Below are 16,537 nucleotides of genomic sequence, written 5' to 3'. Positions count from 1 at the left end.
ACCCGCGCGGCGGGTGGGCCCTTCGGGCGGGCACCCGGGCCTCAGGCGGGGTCGACGACGGTCTCCGCGGTCCGCTCCCCGGCCAGGTCGAGGACGGCCGCGGGCAGCGGCGCGGCCCCGGCGAAGCCGACGGCCCGGCGCAGCAGCCGGGCCAGCTCGTGGTCGACCAGCTCCGGGCACTCCAGCATCACCAGGTGCCCGGCGCCCTCGGCCAGCACCAGCTCCGCGCCGGGCAGCCGCTCGGCCATCGCCTCGCTGTGCGTCGAGGGCGTCAGCAGGTCCTTCGTCCCGGCCAGCACCAGCGCGGGCAGGCCGCGCAGGGCGTCCAGCGCCCCGTACTTCTCGTGCGCGCCGAACACCGGGTAGAACTCGGCGACCACGTCGATCGGGGTGGCGTCCAGCAGCTGCTCGGCGAAGCGCACCACGCCGGGGTCGACGTCCCGGCCGCCGAAGGAGAACCTCCGGTAGAACACGGCGGCCACGTCCGAGCCCAGCCGCCTGGTCGCCTCGACCAGGTCGACCTGGCGGCCCAGCAGCTTCACCACCCCGGGCGCGACCTTCTTGAACAGCTTCGCGCCGGCCTTCGGCAGGCCGAGGCTGACCTCGTTCCAGTCCCCGGCGAGGGTGCCGATCAGCGCCACCCCGGCGACGCGCTCGCGGAACAGCTCCGGGTGCTGGTCGGCCAGCGCCATCACCGTCATGCCGCCCATCGAGTGGCCCACCAGCACCAGCGGCCCGGTCGGCGCGACGGCGTCGATCACCGCCTTGAGGTCGCCGCCCAGCTGGTCGATGCCGGCCGGCTCGCCCGCCAGGTACGAGCGGGAGCGCTCGGAGCGGCCGTGGCTGCGCTGGTCCCAGAAGACCAGCCGCAGGCCCTCGCGCAGCGCGGCCCGCTGGAAGTGCCAGCTGTCCTGGTTGAGGCAGTAGCCGTGGCAGAACACCACGGTCAGCGGCTCGGCACCGGTCCCGCCGTCCGGCCCGCTCCAGCCGGTGCCGTCCAGCTCGACGTACAGCTCGGTGCCGTCCGGCGCGGCCACCGTCCTCGGGCGCCCGCGCAGCGAGCCGTACGGGGCGTTCGCGTCCAGCTCGGCCCGGGCCCGGCGGCGCATCGCCCGGCCGACGGTCAGCCGCTCGATCGCGACGCCCGCGGCCGCCCCGGCCGCCAGCACGCCGACCGAGATCCCGATCACACCCGCCCGGCTCACCCCGGAGGCGGCACCGGCCGCCCTGGCGACCGCCGCGACCGGACTGCCCTCGGCCGGCCCCCCGGTCATGCCGACCGGACCTCGGCGTGGCTGCCGCCCAGGTAGCGGCGGGGCACCCGGGCACCGATTCGGGTGATGATCTCGTACGAGACGGTGCCGCAGGCGCGGGCCCAGTCCTCGGCGGTGGGCTCGCCGCGCTCGCCGTTGCCGAACAGCAGCACCTCGTCGCCGATCGCCGGGGCGTCGCCGCCGAGGTCCACCACGAACTGGTCCATCGCGACCCGGCCGGCCACCGTGCGCCACTTGCCGTCGATCTGCACTGGGCCGGTGCCGCTGGCGTGCCGGGGGATGCCGTCGCCGTAGCCGACCGGGACCAGGCCCAGCGTCGTCTCGCCCGGCGTCGTGTAGTGGTGGCCGTAGCTGACCCCGTGCCCGCCGGGGACGTGCTTGACCAGCGCCAGCCGCGCGGTCAGCGCCATCACCGGGCGCAGCCCGAAGTCCGCCGGCGAGCCCACCTCGGGCACCGGCGACAGCCCGTACGCGGCCAGGCCGGTGCGGACCAGGTCGAAGTGCGACTCCGGCAGCAGCAGGGTGGCCGGGGAGTTCGCCAGGTGCCGGACCTCGGGGCGCAGCCCGGCGGCCTCGGCCGTGGCCAGCGCGACGCGGTAGGAGTCCAGCTGGGCCTGGATCGACGGGTGGCCGGGCTCGTCCGCCGCGGCGAAGTGCGACCAGACGCCGACGACCGTCAGCAGCCCCTCCGCCTCGGCCCGGCGGGCGGCCGCCACCAGCCGCGGCCAGTCGTGCGGCTGGCAGCCGTTGCGGCCGAGGCCGGTGTCGGCCTTCAGGTGCACCCGGGCCGGGATGCCGGTCTCGCGCACGGCGGGCAGCAGCTCGTCCAGCGCCCACTGGCCGCTGACCGAGATGTCCAGGCCCGCGCGCAGCGCCTCGCACCACGGCCCGCCCGGCGTCCACAGCCAGCACAGGATGCGGGCCTGCTCGGGGCGGATGCCCGCGGCCCGCAGGGCCAGCGCCTCGTCCGGCGTCGCGCAGCCGAGCCAGCCGACCCCGTTCGCGACCGCCTCCCGGGCGCACTCGACCGCGCCGTGGCCGTAGGCGTTCGCCTTGACCGCGAGCATCACCGCCGTGCTGCCGACGCGCTCGCGCAACGCGGCGAGGTTGCCGCGCAGGGCGGCGAGATCGATGGTCGCCTCGGCCCGTACGCCGTCGGTGAGGGTGGCTGTGCCGATCGTGTTCGCAGTTGTCATCAGGGTCAGTCTCCCAGACGTCCCGGAGTCCTCGCCGAACGGCCCGTCGGCGCGGCGGCCGACGACCGGGCCGCGCGCACCGCGCCGACCTGCGGCGAACCGCTCGTCCGTCCCTTGCACGGACGCGTTCGACGGACCGTCCGGTTCCGGTTGCCGGCCCTCCGGGCGCCTTCCCGGCCTTCCCGGTCAGGGCGTCCGGACCGCCCGCCACACCGCCGGCAGCGCGCCGGCCACCGCGAGCGCCGTCGTCGGGGCGCCCGGCTCGCCCGCCGCCTCGCGGCCGGCCAGGCCGTGCAGGTAGGCGGCCGCCGACGCGGCGTCCAGCGGCGCGAGGCCGGCCGCCAGCAGGGAGCCGGCCAGCCCGGCCAGCACGTCGCCGCTGCCGGCCGTGGCCAGCCAGGAGGTGCCGGTCGGGTTCACCCGGACGGCCCCGCCCGGGTCGGCGACCACCGTGGTGGAGCCCTTCAGCAGCACCGTCGCGCGGTAGGCGGCCGCCAGCCGGCGGGCGGTGGCCAGCCGGGCCGCGGCCAGGTCGTCGGCGGCCGGCGGCGTGCCGCCCCCGGCACCCGCGAGCAGCCGGGCGGCCTCGCCGGTGTGCGGGGTGAGCAGGGTGGGCGCGGTGCGGCCAGCCAGCGCGTCCGGGCCGAGCCGACCCAGCTCGGTCAGCCCGTCCGCGTCCACCAGCACCGGGACGTCGCTCGCCAGCGCCTCGGCCAGCGCCTGCCGCGCCCCCTCGCCGCCGCCCGGCCCGACCACCCAGGCCTGCACCCGTCCGGCCCCGGCCGGCCCGCCCTCGGTGACCAGCACCTCCGGGAAGCGCCGCACCACCTCTTCGGCCGCCGTGCCGACGTACCGGACGGCGCCCGCGCCCCCGTGCAGCGCCCCGGCCACCGCGAGCAGCGCCGCCCCCGGGTAGGTCGCCGAGCCGGCCGCCACCCCGACCACGCCGCGCCGGTACTTGTCGCTCTCCGCGCCCGGCACCGGCAGCAGCGCCGCCACGTCCGCGTGCTGGAGCGCCGTCACCTCCGCGGCGAGCGGCTCCAGCCCGATGCCGACCAGCTGCACGGCGCCCGCGTACGAGGCCCCCGGGTCGATCAGCAGACCGGGCTTGTACGTGCCGAAGCAGACCGTGACGTCCGCGCGCAGCGCCACGCCCGGCACCTCGCCGGTGTCGGCGTCCACCCCGCTCGGCAGGTCCACCGCGACCACCACCCCGCGCCGCGCCGCCCGCGCGTACGGCTCCGCCGCGGGGCGCAGCCCGCCCCGGCCGCCGATGCCGACGATGCCGTCCAGCACCAGGTCCGCGCGCGAGAAGTCGGCCAGGCCGACTTCCTGCTCCACCGTCACCCGCCCACGGGCGGCCCGCAGCGCGGCCAGCCCGTCCGGGTGCGCCTTCTCCGGCACCAGCAGCACCGCCGTCACCCGCGCCCCGCGCCGGGCCAGCGCGGCCCCCGCGTACAGGGCGTCACCCCCGTTGTCCCCGCTGCCCGCGAGCACCGTCACCCGACTGCCGTACACCCGCCCCCGACGCCCGGTCAGCAGCCGCGCACAGGTCGCGGCCAGCCCCGCGGCCGCCCGCTGCATCAGCGTGCCCTCCGGCAGCCGCGCCATCAGCTCGGCCTCCGCGGCCCGGACGGTTTCCACAGGGTGTGCATGACGCATTCGGGGACTCCTTCAGAAGCCGGCCGGTATCAGACCTGGGCGCACTTTCGAGTGACCCCTACAACGATCCCCCGCGCACACCCGGCTGTACGCCTACGTTGTCGCCTGTGGACATCCTTCAGTCGTTCCTGAGGCTGCACGTGCCCCAGGGGTGCAAGATCGAACTCTTCCAGGCCTGGGAAGAGATCATCGTGACTCCTCATCAGGGCGGTGCGCACGAGGACGTCGTCGCCCGGTTCGCCCGTACCGTGGCACGGGAAGCAGCCGGAGAACTGTACGTCAGCACACACAAAGGCCTGATCACCCCGACCGGCCGATTCATCCCGGATGCGACCGTAGCCCCCGTCGGCCGCTTCCGGGGCCAGGAACCGTGGTCACCACCGACAGGCGTCGCGCTGGTCCTGGAAATCACGTCGACCAATCCGCTCAAGGAGCGCGAGCCGAAGCGGCTTGGCTACGCCGCCGCAGGCATCCCCTGCTATCTATTGGTCGACCGCGACGAAGAGCGGGTCACGCTGTTCACCGAGCCCGAGAACGGGGACTACACCGCCCTCGTCGAGACCGGTTTCGGCAAGGCGATCGACCTGCCCGCCCCGTTCTCGTTCGCACTCGACACGGCGCCCCTGCGGTAGGACGCAGCCACCGCAGGGGCGCCGTACGGCCGAGCGGCTACTCGACGGTGACCGACTTCGCCAGGTTGCGCGGCTGGTCGACCTCGTGGCCCTTGGCCGTGGCCAGCTCGCAGGCGAAGACCTGGAGCGGGACGGTGGAGACCAGCGGCTGGAGCAGGGTCGGGGTGGCCGGGATGCGGATCAGGTGGTCCGCGTACGGGACGACGGCCTCGTCGCCCTCCTCGGCGATCACGATCGTGCGGGCGCCGCGGGCCCGGATCTCCTGGATGTTGGAGACGATCTTGTCGTGCAGGATCGACCGCCCGCGCGGCGAGGGCACGACCACCACGACCGGCAGCCCCTCCTCGATCAGCGCGATCGGGCCGTGCTTGAGCTCGCCCGCCGCGAAGCCCTCGGCGTGCATGTACGCCAGCTCCTTGAGCTTGAGCGCGCCCTCCAGGGCCACCGGGAAGCCGACGTGGCGGCCGAGGAACAGCACCGAGCGGGCGTCGGCCAGCGAGCGGGCCAGCTCGCGCACCGGCTCCATGGTCTCCAGGACCTGCTCGACCTGCTTCGGCGCGTCGCCGAGCTCCTTGATGACGGCGAAGATCTCGTCGCCCCACTTGGTGCCGCGCACCTGGCCCAGGTACAGGGCGACCAGGTAGCAGGCGACCAGCTGGGTCAGGAACGCCTTGGTCGAGGCGACCGCGACCTCCGGACCGGCGTGGGTGTACAGCACCGCGTCCGACTCGCGCGGGATGGTGGAGCCGTTGGTGTTGCAGATCGCCAGCACCTTGGCGCCCTGCTCGCGGGCGTGCCGCAGGGCCATCAGGGTGTCCATGGTCTCGCCGGACTGCGAGATGGCGATGACCAGCGTGCCCGGGCCCATGATCGGGTCGCGGTAGCGGAACTCGGAGGCGACCTCGACCTCGCAGGGGATGCGGGTCCAGTGCTCGATCGCGTACTTGGCGATCATGCCGGCGTGGAAGGCCGTGCCGCAGGCCACGATGACGACCTTGTCGACCGAGCGCAGGTCGGCGTCGGAGATCCGCAGCTCGTCGAGGGTCAGCCGGCCGTCGGTGCCGATCCGGCCGAGCAGGGTGTCGGCGACCGCCTTCGGCTGCTCGGCGATCTCCTTGAGCATGAAGTAGTCGTAGCCGCCCTTCTCGGCGGCGGAGGCGTCCCAGTCCACGTGGTACTCGCGCACGTCGGCCGGGGTGCCGTCGAAGTTGGTGACGGTCACTCCCTCCCGGCGCAGCTCGACCACCTGGTCCTGGCCCAGCTCGATCGCCTCACGGGTGTGGGCGATGAAGGCGGCGACGTCCGAGGCGAGGAAGTTCTCGCCCTCGCCGCGGCCGACCACCAGCGGCGAGTTGCGGCGGGCGCCGACGACCACGTCCGGCGCGTCCGCGTGCACGGCGACCAGGGTGAAGGCGCCCTCCAGCTGACGGCAGACCGCCCGCATGGCCTCGGCGAGGTCGCCCGCGTAGGCCTCGCCCAGCAGGTGGGCGACGACCTCGGTGTCGGTCTCGGACCGGAGGGTGTGGCCGCGCTCGGCGATCTCGGCGCGCAGCTGGGCGAAGTTCTCGATGATGCCGTTGTGCACCACCGCGACCCGCTCGCGGTCGTCCAGGTGAGGGTGGGCGTTGGCGTCCGTCGGGCCGCCGTGGGTGGCCCAGCGGGTGTGGCCGATGCCGGTGGTGCCGCCGGGCAGAGGGGTCTCGGCGAGCGACTTCTCCAGGTTGGCGAGCTTGCCCGCCCGCTTGTCGGTGGCCAGGCTCCACTGCCCTTCGGAGTCCTGGACCTGCACCGCGACACCGGCCGAGTCGTAGCCCCGGTACTCCAGTCGCTGCAAGCCTGCGATTACTACGTCGAGGGCGGTCTGAGCGCCCACGTATCCAACAATTCCGCACATGCGTGCCAGCATAAGGGCGGTTCTGTGGCCGTTTTCCCGCCGCGCGGGAACACTGCGTGACCGACACCACAGCCACCGTGAACGCCGCGACGGCTCACAATGGAGCATGTGCCGACCGAACTCTGTACGCCGGGCGCCGCCACGCCCGGCCCGTCCCCGTCCCCCTACGTGGACCTCAGCCGGGCCGAGTGGAGCGCGCTGCGCGAGCGTACGCCGCTGCCGCTGACCGCCGAGGAGGTGGAACGGCTGCGCGGCCTCGGGACCGCCCTCGACCTGGACGAGGTCCGCGACGTCTACCTGCCGCTGTCGCGCCTGCTGAACCTGTACATCCACGCCACGCACGAGCTGCGCGGGACGCTGGGCACGTTCCTGGACACCCCGGACACCGAGCGCACCCGCACCCCGTTCATCATCGGCGTGGCCGGCTCCGTCGCGGTCGGCAAGTCCACCACCGCCCGTCTGCTGCAGGCGCTGCTGGCCCGCTGGCCCGAGCACCCCCGGGTCGAACTGGTCACCACCGACGGCTTCCTGCTCCCCAACGCCGAGCTGCGCCGCCGCGGCCTGATGGCCCGCAAGGGCTTCCCGGAGTCGTACGACCGCCGGGCGCTGATGCGCTTCGTCGCGGACGTGAAGGCGGGCAAGGAGCGGGTCAGCGCGCCGGTCTACTCGCACCTGGTGTACGACATCGTGCAGGGCGAGCGGCTGACCGTGGAGCGCCCGGACATCCTGATCGTCGAGGGCCTGAACGTGCTCCAGCCGGCCCTGCCCGGCAGCGACGGCCGCACCCGCCTCGCGGTGGCCGACTACTTCGACTTCTCGATCTACGTCGACGCCCGGACCGACGACATCGAGCACTGGTACCTGGACCGCTTCCGCAAGCTGCGGCAGACCGCCTTCCAGGACCCGAACTCCTACTTCCGCCGCTTCACCGAGGTGCCGGAGGAGGAGGCGATGGAGTACGGCCGGCAGGTCTGGCGCACCATCAACAAGCCCAACCTGCTGGAGAACGTGCTGCCGACCCGCGGCCGGGCCACCCTGATCCTCCAGAAGGGCCAGGACCACAAGGTCCGCCGGGCCCTGCTGCGCAAGCTCTGAGCCCACCCCGACGAGCGCGCCCCGACGAGCGCGCCCCGAGGGGCGCGCCCGGGGAGGCACCTCCGGAGGAGCGCACGACACGAAGGGCCCCCGCGGCGCGCGGGGGCCCTTCACCGTGTCTCCGGGGCTCAGCCCAGGTGGGTGCGCACGGCCTCGGCCAGGCGCTGCCCGACCGTCTCGGCCTGCGCCGGGTCGGCGGCCTCGACCATCACCCGGACCAGCGGCTCGGTGCCCGACGGGCGCAGCAGCACCCGGCCGGTGGAGCCCAGCTCGGCCTCGGCCTCGGCGACCGCGGCGGCCAGCTCGGTGCTGGTCCTCACCCGGGACTTGTCGACGCCCTTGACGTTGATCAGCACCTGCGGCAGCCGGGTCATCACGGCGGCCAGGTCGGCCAGCGGCTGCTTGGTGGCGGCCAGCCGGGCGCCCAGCATCAGGCCGGTCAGGGTGCCGTCACCGGTGGTGGCGTGGTCCAGCAGGATCACGTGGCCGGACTGCTCGCCGCCCAGCGCGAAGCCGTGCTCCTTCATCGCCTCCAGCACGTAGCGGTCGCCGACGGCGGTCTCCACCAGCTCGACGCCCTCGCGCTCCATCGCCAGCTTGAAGCCGAGGTTGGACATCACGGTGGCCACGGCGGTGTTGCCGCGCAGGGTGCCGGCCTCCTTCATGGCGATCGCGAGGATGGCGATGATCTGGTCGCCGTCCACCTCGTTGCCCTCGGCGTCGGCGGCCAGGCAGCGGTCGGCGTCCCCGTCCAGGGCGATGCCGAGGTCGGCCCGGTGCTCCTTCATGGCGACGCGCAGCCGGTCCAGGTGGGTGGATCCGACGCCGTCGTTGATGTTGAGGCCGGTGGGCTCGGCCCCCAGGGTGTGGACCACCTCGGCGCCGGCCCGGGCGAAGGCCTCGGGGGCGACGTAGGCGGCCGCGCCGTGGGCGCCGTCGATGACGACCTTGATGCCGTCCAGGCGGTTGGGCAGCACGCCGATCAGGTGGGCGACGTACTTGTCGAAGCCCTCGGTGTACTCGCGCACCCGGCCGACGGCCGCGCCGGTCGGACGGTTCCAGTCCTCGTCGCCGAGGGTGTGCTTGCGGTAGTGGGTCTCGATCGCGTCCTCGATGCGGTCGTCCAGCTTGTGGCCGCCGCGGGCGAGGAACTTGATGCCGTTGTCCGGCATGGCGTTGTGGCTGGCGGACAGCATCACGCCGAAGTCGGCGCCGAGCGCGCCGGTGAGGTACGCCACGGCCGGGGTGGGCAGGACGCCGACCCGCAGGACGTCGACGCCGGCGCTCGCCAGACCGGCGATGACGGCGGCCTCCAGGAACTCGCCCGAGGCGCGCGGGTCACGGCCGACCACCGCGACCGGCCGGTGGCCGTCGAAGGCGCCGGCCTCGCCGAGCACATGGGCCGCGGCGACCGACAGGCCGAGCGCCAGCTCCGCCGTCAGGCCCTCGTTGGCCACCCCGCGCACGCCGTCCGTACCGAAGAGTCGTCCCACTGTCCCGTCCTCCATCACCACTGCTCGGAACCCAAACCGATGATCCCGGCCGCCGCGCAGTAGCCGGGGAACACGTCGCCCCGGAGTACGCGAGGTACTCCGGGGCGACGGTTTTTCGCGCAACCAGGGGGTGCGCCGCCAGGGCGGACCGCACCCCCGGGGGAGGCGATTAGCGCTTGCTGTACTGCGGCGCCTTGCGGGCCTTCTTCAGACCGGCCTTCTTGCGCTCGACGGCGCGGGCGTCACGGGTCAGGAAGCCGGCCTTCTTCAGCGCGCCGCGGTTGTTGTCCACGTCGGCCTCGTTCAGGGCACGGGCGACGCCGAGGCGCAGCGCGTAGGCCTGGCCGGAGACGCCGCCACCGCTGATGCGGGCGACGACGTCGTAACGGCCGTCCAGCTCGAGGAGCTTGAAGGGCTCGTTCACGGTCTGCTGGTGCACCTTGTTGGGGAAGTAACCCTCGAGGGTGCGACCGTTGATCTTCCACTGGCCGGTGCCGGGGACGATGCGCACGCGGGCGATCGCCTCCTTGCGACGGCCCAGGCCGGCGCCGGGGACGGCCTCGCCGAAGCGGCCGGCCAGCGACTCGGAGGTGTAGCTCTCCTCGGAGGTGTACTCGCCCTCGACGGCCTCAACGGCCTCGTCGAAGTCGACCTCAAGGGTTTCAGTGGTCTCGGCCACGGTGTTCCTCAGCTCTTTTCAGTGTTGGGGGGCTTGGTGGCCGAATTACTGCGCGACCTGGGTGATCTCGAACGGCACCGGCTGCTGGGCAGCGTGGGGGTGCTGGTCGCCCGAGTAGACCTTCAGCTTCGAGAGCATCTGGCGGCCCAGGCTGTTCTTGGGGATCATGCCCTTGATGGCCTTCTCGACGGCCTTCTCCGGGTTGTTCGCCAGCAGGTCGTCGTAGCGCACCGAGCGCAGACCGCCCGGGAAGCCCGAGTGGCGGTAGGCCAGCTTCTGGGTCTTCTTGTTACCGGACAGGTGCACCTTGTCGGCGTTGATGATGATGACGAAGTCACCAGTGTCAACGTGCGGCGCGTAGATCGCCTTGTGCTTGCCCCGGAGGAGGTTGGCGGCCTGGGAGGCCAGGCGGCCGAGCACGACGTCGGTCGCGTCGATGACGTGCCACTGACGCTGGACGTCGCCGGGCTTGGGGCTGTACGTACGCACGGTCGTAGCCTTCGCTTTTCAGTGAGTGAGTCCTGACAGGAGCACCCGGACGGCAGAGCAGCCTGGCCAACCTTGGACGCAATTCAAGGGTGACCGCTGGTCGACGACCTGATGTCTCCGGCGTACCGACCTCTCACGTGAGATAGAGCGAGCCAATACGCACATCAAGCGTCCAGGTTACCGGCCGGATCCGAAGGGGTCAAAAATGGGTCGGCTCCGTCCGGCCGGAGGCCCGGCCGTCACTCAGCGTTCGCGCTCCACGCGGGTCACGTCCCAGACCGGTTCCGGCGACTCGAACACCCGGCCGTCCGCGCCGAACACCAGGAAACGGTCGAAGGTCTTGGCGAACCAGCGGTCGTGGGTGACGCACAGCACGGTGCCGTCGAAGGCCTCCAGGCCGGCCTGCAGCGCCTCGGCGCTCTCCAGGTCCAGGTTGTCGGTCGGCTCGTCCAGCAACAGGGCCGTGACACCGGAGAGTTCGAGCTTGAGGATCATCAGCCGGGCCTGCTGCCCGCCGGACAGCGACTCGAACTTCTGCTCCTCCTGGCGGTCCAGCTCGTACCGGCGCAGCGCCCCCATCGCGGCGCCGCGGCTGAGCGCGTGCTCCTCCTCGACGATCGACCGCACGGTGCGGCCGAACAGCTCCGGGTGGGCGTGGGTCTGCCGGAAGTGGCCGGGCACGACCCGGGCGCCGAGCTTCCAGGCGCCGGTGTGCTCGACGGTCTCGTCCCCCGCGAGCAGCCGCAGCAGGTGCGACTTGCCGGCACCGTTGGCGCCCAGCACCGCGACCCGCTCGCCGTAGAAGACCTCCAGGTCGAAGGGCCGCATCAGGCCGGTGAGCTCCAGCTGCTCCAGGGTGAAGGAGCGCACACCGGTGCGCCCGCCCTTGAGCCGCATGGTGATGCTCTGCTCGCGCGGGGGCTCCTCCGGCCGCCCGGCCTCCTCGAACTTCTTCAGCCGGGTCTGGGCGGCGGCGTAGCGGGTGGCCAGGGCGTGGCTGACGGCGGCGGCCTGGCGCAGGGTGACGACCAGCTTCTTGAGCTTGGCGTGCTCCTCGTCCCAGCGCCGGCCGAGCTCCTCGAACCGCGCGAAGCGGTCCTTGCGGGCCTCGTGGAAGGAGTCGAAGCCGCCGCCGTGCACCCAGACGCTGCTGCCCGCCGCGCCGGACTCCACGGAGATGATCTTGTCGGCGGTCTTGGAGAGCAGCTCGCGGTCGTGCGAGATGAACAGGACGGTCTTCGAGGTGGCCTTGAGGGCCTCCTCCAGCCAGCGCTTCGCCGGGACGTCCAGGTAGTTGTCGGGCTCGTCGAGCAGCAGCACCTCTTCGGGGCCGCGCAGCAGCGCCTCCAGCACCAGCCGCTTCTGCTCGCCGCCGGAGAGGGTGTTCAGGCCGCGCCACTGGGCCTTGTCGAAGGACACCCCGAGGGCCGCCATCGTGCAGACGTCCCAGTCGGTCTCGTAGTCGTAGCCGCCGACGTCGGCCCAGTCCGAGAGCGCCTGGGCGTAGGCCATCTGCGTCTTCTCGTCGTCCTGGGCGATCATCGCCAGCTCGGCGGCGTCCACCGCGCGGGCGGCCTTGGCGATCCGCTCGGGGGCGACGGAGACCAGCAGGTCGCGCACCGAGGCGTCGGCCGGCAGCGCGCCCGGGGTGGACTGCTGGTCCTCGCGGCCGGTGGTGCCGACGAACTGGCGCATCACGCCGAGCCCGCCGCTGATCGTCACCGTGCCGCCGTGCGGCTGGATGTCCCCCGCGATCATCCGGAGCAGGGTGGTCTTGCCGGCGCCGTTGGCACCGACCAGGGCGACCGCGGCGCCCTCTCCGACCCGGAAGGACGCGTCGTCGAACAACACGCGCCCGTCCGGCAGGTAGTACTCCAGGTGCGAAATCTCGACGTGTCCCATGGGAACGATTCTCCCAAGCGGACGCGCCGGGCCAAAACGGATTAACCGATGGCCGGCTGACCGGGCAGGGTCCGCATCCGCCGGGCCGCCCGGTTGCGCTCGGCCAGCTGGTCGTCCGGCGGGTAGCCGACCTCCTCCAGCGTGAGCCCGTACGGCCGGATCACGTTGACGGCGGAGTTGCGCACCCCGCCGGCCAGCACCTCGCCGGGGAACTCCACCGGCCGGTGCCCGTCGCCGACCAGCAGCATCGCGCCGACCAGCGCCCGGACCATGTTGTGGCAGAAGGCGTCGGCCCGCACGGTGGCGACCGCGAGCGAGCCCTCCTGGGCGGCGTACGGGTCCACCGGGACGCGGTCCCAGTGCAGCTCCAGCAGGGTGCGGATGGTGGTGGCGCCCTCGCGCTTCTTGCAGTACGCGGCGAAGTCGTGCTCGCCGAGCAGCAGCTTCGCGGCGGCGTTCATCTTCTCCACGTCCAGCGGCCGGTCGTGCCAGAGCACGTGGCCGCGCAGCAGCGGGTCCACCCCGCCGGGGTGGTCGGAGACCCGGTACGCGTACCGGCGCCAGACGGCCGAGAAGCGGGCGTCGAACCCGGCCGGCGCCTCGCCGACCCGGTAGATCCGGACGTCCCCGGGCAGCCGGCCGGCCAGTCGGCGCAGCAGCTTCTCCCGGTGCTCCGCCCACAGCTCGGCCGGCAGGTCGACGTGGGCGACCTGGCCTCGGGCGTGCACCCCGGCGTCGGTGCGGCCGGCCACGGTCAGCGGGAACAGCTCCGGGCTGCGGGTGACGACCTGCAGCGCGCTCTCGATCTCCTCCTGGACCGTCCGGCGGCCGCCCTTCTGGCGGGCCCAGCCGGAGAACTCGGCACCCTGGTAGGCGAGGTCGAGCCGGACCCGGACGTACCCGTCGGCCGGGCCGTCCTTCACCGGCGGCTGCTCGACGCACTCGTTGACCACTGCTTCTCTTCTCCCGGGACCTCGAAGAACAAGGAACGGGCCCGCTCCCCCATCACTGGGGAAGCGGGCCCGCAACACACCTAGAGGTGTCAGGCCTGCTCGGCCTCGGCGGCGTCGGCCTTGGTCTCCTCGACCTTGGCGTCGGCCTCCTTGACGGCACGCTTGGTGGCGGCCTCGGCCTCGCCGACGGCGGTCTGCGCGACGGTCAGCGCCTCGACCAGCTCGATCACGGCCATCGGGGCGTTGTCGCCACGACGGGGACCGATCTTGGTGATACGGGTGTAACCACCCGGGCGGTTCTCGTAGCGCGGCGCGATCTCGGTGAAGAGGGTGTGCAGCACCGACACGTCGGTGATGGTCTTGCGCACCAGGCGACGGTTGTGGATGTCGCCCTTCTTCGCCTTGGTGATCAGCTTCTCCGCCAGCGGGCGCATCCGACGGGCCTTGGCCTCGGTCGTGGTGATGCGGCCGTACTGGAACAGCTCCCGGCACAGACCGGCGAGCAGCAGCGGCTCGTGGTGCGGGCCGCCGCCGAGGCGGGCACCCTTGGTGGGACGCGGCATGGATTACTCCTTGAATCTCCGACTACGGCCGTATCAGGTACCGCAGCGGGCGTACGGGCACTGTTGCCCGTACGACTTTCACGACGACGGGGGCGGTTCGTGGAACCGCCCCCGCGGCCAATTCTCTCAGTACTGCTCGGTCTCGGCGAAGTGCGAGTCGTCGAGGTCGTCGGCGCCGAAGGCGTCGGCGGCAGCGGTCGGGTCGAACCCGGGCGGGCTGTCCTTGAGGGCCAGGCCCATGCCGGCCAGCTTCGCCTTGACCTCGTCGATCGACTTCGCACCAAAGTTGCGGATGTCGAGCAGGTCGGCCTCGGAGCGGGCGACGAGCTCACCCACGGTGTGGATGCCCTCGCGCTTGAGGCAGTTGTAGGAGCGGACCGTGAGCTCCAGCTCCTCGATCGGCAGCGCCAGGTCGGCGGCCAGGGCGGCGTCCGTCGGGGACGGGCCCATGTCGATGCCCTCGGCGTCGATGTTCAGCTCGCGGGCGAGGCCGAACAGCTCCACCAGGGTCTTGCCGGCCGAGGCCATGGCGTCGCGCGGACGCATGGCGGGCTTGGTCTCGACGTCGACGATCAGCTTGTCGAAGTCGGTCCGCTGCTCGACACGGGTGGCCTCGACCTTGTAGGTGACCTTCAGCACGGGGCTGTAGATCGAGTCGACCGGGATGCGGCCGATCTCCTGGCCGGAGGCCTTGTTCTGGACGGCGGAGACGTAGCCGCGACCGCGCTCGACGGTCAGCTCCATCTCCAGCTTGCCCTTGCCGTTCAGCGTGGCGAGGACCAGCTCCGGGTTGTGCACCTCGACACCCGCCGGCGGGGCGATGTCGGCGGCGGTGACGACACCCGGGCCCTGCTTGCGCAGGTACATCACGACCGGCTCGTCGTGCTCCGAGGAGACGACCAGCTGCTTGATGTTGAGGATGAGGTCGGTCACGTCCTCCTTGACGCCCGGCACGGTGGTGAACTCGTGCAGGACGCCGTCGATGCGGATGCTGGTGACAGCGGCACCCGGGATCGACGACAGGAGCGTGCGGCGCAGGGAGTTGCCGAGGGTGTAGCCGAAGCCCGGCTCCAGCGGCTCGATCACGAACCGCGAGCGGAACTCGTCGACGACCTCTTCGGTCAGCGAGGGGCGCTGAGCGATAAGCATGGGGGGAATCCTCCAGTTGTCTTCGGCACCCACTATTTGATGCCGACAGGACCAAGCGTACGGGCTCCCGTAGGCAGCGACCAATCACTGCGTGGGAGCCCGTACGAGGTTTAAAACATCACCCGCGTGCCCGAAGGCGCTGCGTCAGACGCGGCGGCGCTTCGGCGGACGGCAGCCGTTGTGCGGGGTGGGGGTGACGTCCTGGATCGAGCCGACCTCCAGGCCGGTGGCCTGGAGCGAACGGATCGCGGTCTCGCGGCCGGAGCCCGGACCCTTCACGAAGACGTCGACCTTGCGCATGCCGTGCTCCTGCGCGCGACGGGCAGCGGCCTCGGCGGCCATCTGCGCGGCGAACGGGGTCGACTTGCGCGAGCCCTTGAAGCCGACGTGGCCGGCGGAGGCCCAGGAGATCACGTTGCCCGCGGGGTCGGTGATCGAAACGATGGTGTTGTTGAACGTGCTCTTGATGTGCGCGTGGCCGTGAGCGACGTTCTTCTTTTCCTTGCGGCGGATCTTCTTCGCGCCGGCAGCCTGACGACCCTTGGGGGGCATAAGTCTGTTCTCCTACTGAGGTGGTCGGTCCGCTGACCCGCGGGCCGGAGGGATGTCCGGTTACGGGACGGACTACTTCTTGCCCGGCTTCTTCTTACCGGCGATCGCGCGACGCGGGCCCTTGCGGGTACGCGCGTTGGTGTGGGTGCGCTGGCCGCGGACCGGCAGGCCGCGGCGGTGACGCAGACCCTCGTAGCAGCCGATCTCGACCTTGCGGCGGATGTCGGCGGCCACCTCACGGCGGAGGTCACCCTCGACCGTGTAGTTGGCGTCGATGTACTGGCCCAGCTTGACGAGGTCGTCCTCGGAGATGTCGCGAACGCGGACATCCGGGTTGACACCGGTCTCGGCCAGGGTCTGCTGGGCGCGGGTACGGCCGATGCCGTACACGTACGTAAGGGCGATCTCGATCCGCTTCTCACGGGGGAGATCAACGCCGGCGAGGCGTGCCATTCAAGGCTCCTGTGGTTCTTCAGAGGTCTTGCGTGCTACCTACTCCGACACCTCACGGTGAGGGAGCCCCGGCCTCTGACCGGGGGTGGCAGTCCGTCCGGGAACGGACGGATCGGGTAGCCCGCTTATGACGTTTTCGCGTCGCGCGAAGTACTACGAGAAATGCTGAAGAGTGATCAGCCCTGGCGCTGCTTGTGGCGCAGGTTGTCGCAGATCACCATGACCCGGCCGTGGCGGCGGATCACCTTGCACTTGTCGCAGATCTTCTTGACGCTCGGCTTGACCTTCATGTTTCAGGTTCTCCGGGTCTAGATCTGACGTTCTTACTTGTAGCGGTAGACGATCCGCCCGCGCGTGAGGTCGTAGGGGCTGAGCTCCACGACGACCCGGTCGTCCGGCAGGATGCGGATGTAGTGCATGCGCATCTTGCCACTGATGTGCGCGAGGACCTTGTGACCGTTCTGCAGCTCGACCTTGAACATCGCGTTCGGCAGAGACTCGATCACGGTGCCCTCGATCTCAATGGCGCCTTGCTTCTTAGCCATGAACTG

The 16,537-nt window shown here is 72.0% G+C and carries 17 protein-coding genes; 2 read left to right on the top strand and 15 right to left on the bottom strand.

Annotation, left to right across the window (positions count from 1 at the left end; all coding sequences use genetic code 11):
- Positions 1–41 precede the first annotated feature (41 nt).
- The 3 genes from ACFVXH_RS32895 to ACFVXH_RS32885 all read right to left on the bottom strand — a co-directional run bounded on the left by ACFVXH_RS32895 (position 42) and on the right by ACFVXH_RS32885 (position 4,132).
- Positions 42–1,274, bottom strand: a complete 1,233-nt coding sequence (locus ACFVXH_RS32895) for an alpha/beta fold hydrolase (protein ID WP_387829501.1) — start codon at positions 1,272–1,274, stop codon at positions 42–44.
- Positions 1,271–2,470, bottom strand: coding sequence for an alanine racemase (gene alr / locus ACFVXH_RS32890; RefSeq protein WP_375876160.1), 1,200 nt, complete (start codon positions 2,468–2,470; stop codon positions 1,271–1,273). The genes ACFVXH_RS32895 and alr overlap by 4 nt, the downstream gene beginning before the upstream one ends.
- A 186-nt stretch (positions 2,471–2,656) precedes the next feature.
- Positions 2,657–4,132: a bifunctional ADP-dependent NAD(P)H-hydrate dehydratase/NAD(P)H-hydrate epimerase gene (locus ACFVXH_RS32885; protein WP_074003954.1), complete on the bottom strand. Its 1,476-nt coding sequence runs from the start codon at positions 4,130–4,132 to the stop codon at positions 2,657–2,659.
- 107 nt (positions 4,133–4,239) lie between these two features.
- Between ACFVXH_RS32885 and ACFVXH_RS32880 the strand changes: the two genes are divergently transcribed.
- A complete protein-coding gene (locus tag ACFVXH_RS32880; protein WP_387829498.1) occupies positions 4,240–4,764 on the top strand; it encodes a Uma2 family endonuclease in 525 nt (174 codons plus the stop codon).
- 37 nt (positions 4,765–4,801) lie between these two features.
- Here ACFVXH_RS32880 and glmS read toward each other — a convergent pair whose 3' ends face one another.
- The gene (gene glmS / locus ACFVXH_RS32875) at positions 4,802–6,658 is read right to left on the bottom strand and encodes a glutamine--fructose-6-phosphate transaminase (isomerizing) (protein ID WP_117488219.1); all 1,857 of its coding nucleotides are present in this window, start codon (positions 6,656–6,658) and stop codon (positions 4,802–4,804) included.
- A 99-nt stretch (positions 6,659–6,757) separates the two neighbouring features.
- Between glmS and coaA the strand changes: the two genes are divergently transcribed.
- Positions 6,758–7,753, top strand: coding sequence for a type I pantothenate kinase (coaA, locus tag ACFVXH_RS32870; protein WP_387829496.1), 996 nt, complete (start codon positions 6,758–6,760; stop codon positions 7,751–7,753).
- 128 nt (positions 7,754–7,881) lie between these two features.
- Here coaA and glmM read toward each other — a convergent pair whose 3' ends face one another.
- From glmM to infA, 11 genes are all read right to left on the bottom strand, one after another.
- Positions 7,882–9,246: a phosphoglucosamine mutase gene (glmM, locus tag ACFVXH_RS32865; protein ID WP_049649054.1), complete on the bottom strand. Its 1,365-nt coding sequence runs from the start codon at positions 9,244–9,246 to the stop codon at positions 7,882–7,884.
- Positions 9,247–9,415: 169 nt separating this feature from the next.
- Positions 9,416–9,925 carry a 30S ribosomal protein S9 gene (gene rpsI / locus ACFVXH_RS32860; RefSeq protein ID WP_049649053.1) on the bottom strand — a complete coding sequence of 170 codons (510 nt, stop codon included), beginning with the start codon at positions 9,923–9,925 and terminating at the stop codon, positions 9,416–9,418.
- 45 nt (positions 9,926–9,970) lie between these two features.
- The gene (rplM, locus tag ACFVXH_RS32855) at positions 9,971–10,414 is read right to left on the bottom strand and encodes a 50S ribosomal protein L13 (RefSeq protein WP_030055846.1); all 444 of its coding nucleotides are present in this window, start codon (positions 10,412–10,414) and stop codon (positions 9,971–9,973) included.
- Positions 10,415–10,657: 243 nt separating this feature from the next.
- Positions 10,658–12,316, bottom strand: coding sequence for an ABC-F family ATP-binding cassette domain-containing protein (locus ACFVXH_RS32850; protein WP_049649052.1), 1,659 nt, complete (start codon positions 12,314–12,316; stop codon positions 10,658–10,660).
- A gap of 41 nt (positions 12,317–12,357) precedes the next feature.
- Positions 12,358–13,269 (bottom strand): tRNA pseudouridine(38-40) synthase TruA, encoded by a 912-nt coding sequence (gene truA, locus ACFVXH_RS32845; protein WP_074003957.1) that lies wholly within the window; start codon positions 13,267–13,269, stop codon positions 12,358–12,360.
- An 89-nt stretch (positions 13,270–13,358) separates the two neighbouring features.
- The gene (gene rplQ / locus ACFVXH_RS32840) at positions 13,359–13,832 is read right to left on the bottom strand and encodes a 50S ribosomal protein L17 (protein ID WP_049649050.1); all 474 of its coding nucleotides are present in this window, start codon (positions 13,830–13,832) and stop codon (positions 13,359–13,361) included.
- A gap of 126 nt (positions 13,833–13,958) precedes the next feature.
- Entirely contained in the window at positions 13,959–14,981 is a 1,023-nt protein-coding gene (locus ACFVXH_RS32835; protein WP_049649049.1) for a DNA-directed RNA polymerase subunit alpha, read from the bottom strand.
- 144 nt (positions 14,982–15,125) lie between these two features.
- Positions 15,126–15,533 (bottom strand): 30S ribosomal protein S11, encoded by a 408-nt coding sequence (gene rpsK / locus ACFVXH_RS32830; protein WP_030232513.1) that lies wholly within the window; start codon positions 15,531–15,533, stop codon positions 15,126–15,128.
- Positions 15,534–15,605: 72 nt separating this feature from the next.
- The gene (gene rpsM / locus ACFVXH_RS32825) at positions 15,606–15,986 is read right to left on the bottom strand and encodes a 30S ribosomal protein S13 (protein ID WP_049649048.1); all 381 of its coding nucleotides are present in this window, start codon (positions 15,984–15,986) and stop codon (positions 15,606–15,608) included.
- Positions 15,987–16,162: 176 nt separating this feature from the next.
- Positions 16,163–16,276 carry a 50S ribosomal protein L36 gene (gene rpmJ, locus ACFVXH_RS32820; protein ID WP_003956441.1) on the bottom strand — a complete coding sequence of 38 codons (114 nt, stop codon included), beginning with the start codon at positions 16,274–16,276 and terminating at the stop codon, positions 16,163–16,165.
- Positions 16,277–16,309: 33 nt separating this feature from the next.
- Complete coding sequence (gene infA, locus ACFVXH_RS32815) at positions 16,310–16,531, bottom strand: translation initiation factor IF-1 (protein ID WP_003956442.1); 222 nt, start codon at positions 16,529–16,531, stop codon at positions 16,310–16,312.
- Between the last annotated feature and the right edge of the window lie 6 nt (positions 16,532–16,537).

Source organism: Kitasatospora sp. NPDC058184 (assembly GCF_042883725.1).
Taxonomy (GTDB): Bacteria; Actinomycetota; Actinomycetes; order Streptomycetales; family Streptomycetaceae; genus Kitasatospora.
This window is presented reverse-complemented; position numbering and strand designations above follow the sequence as displayed.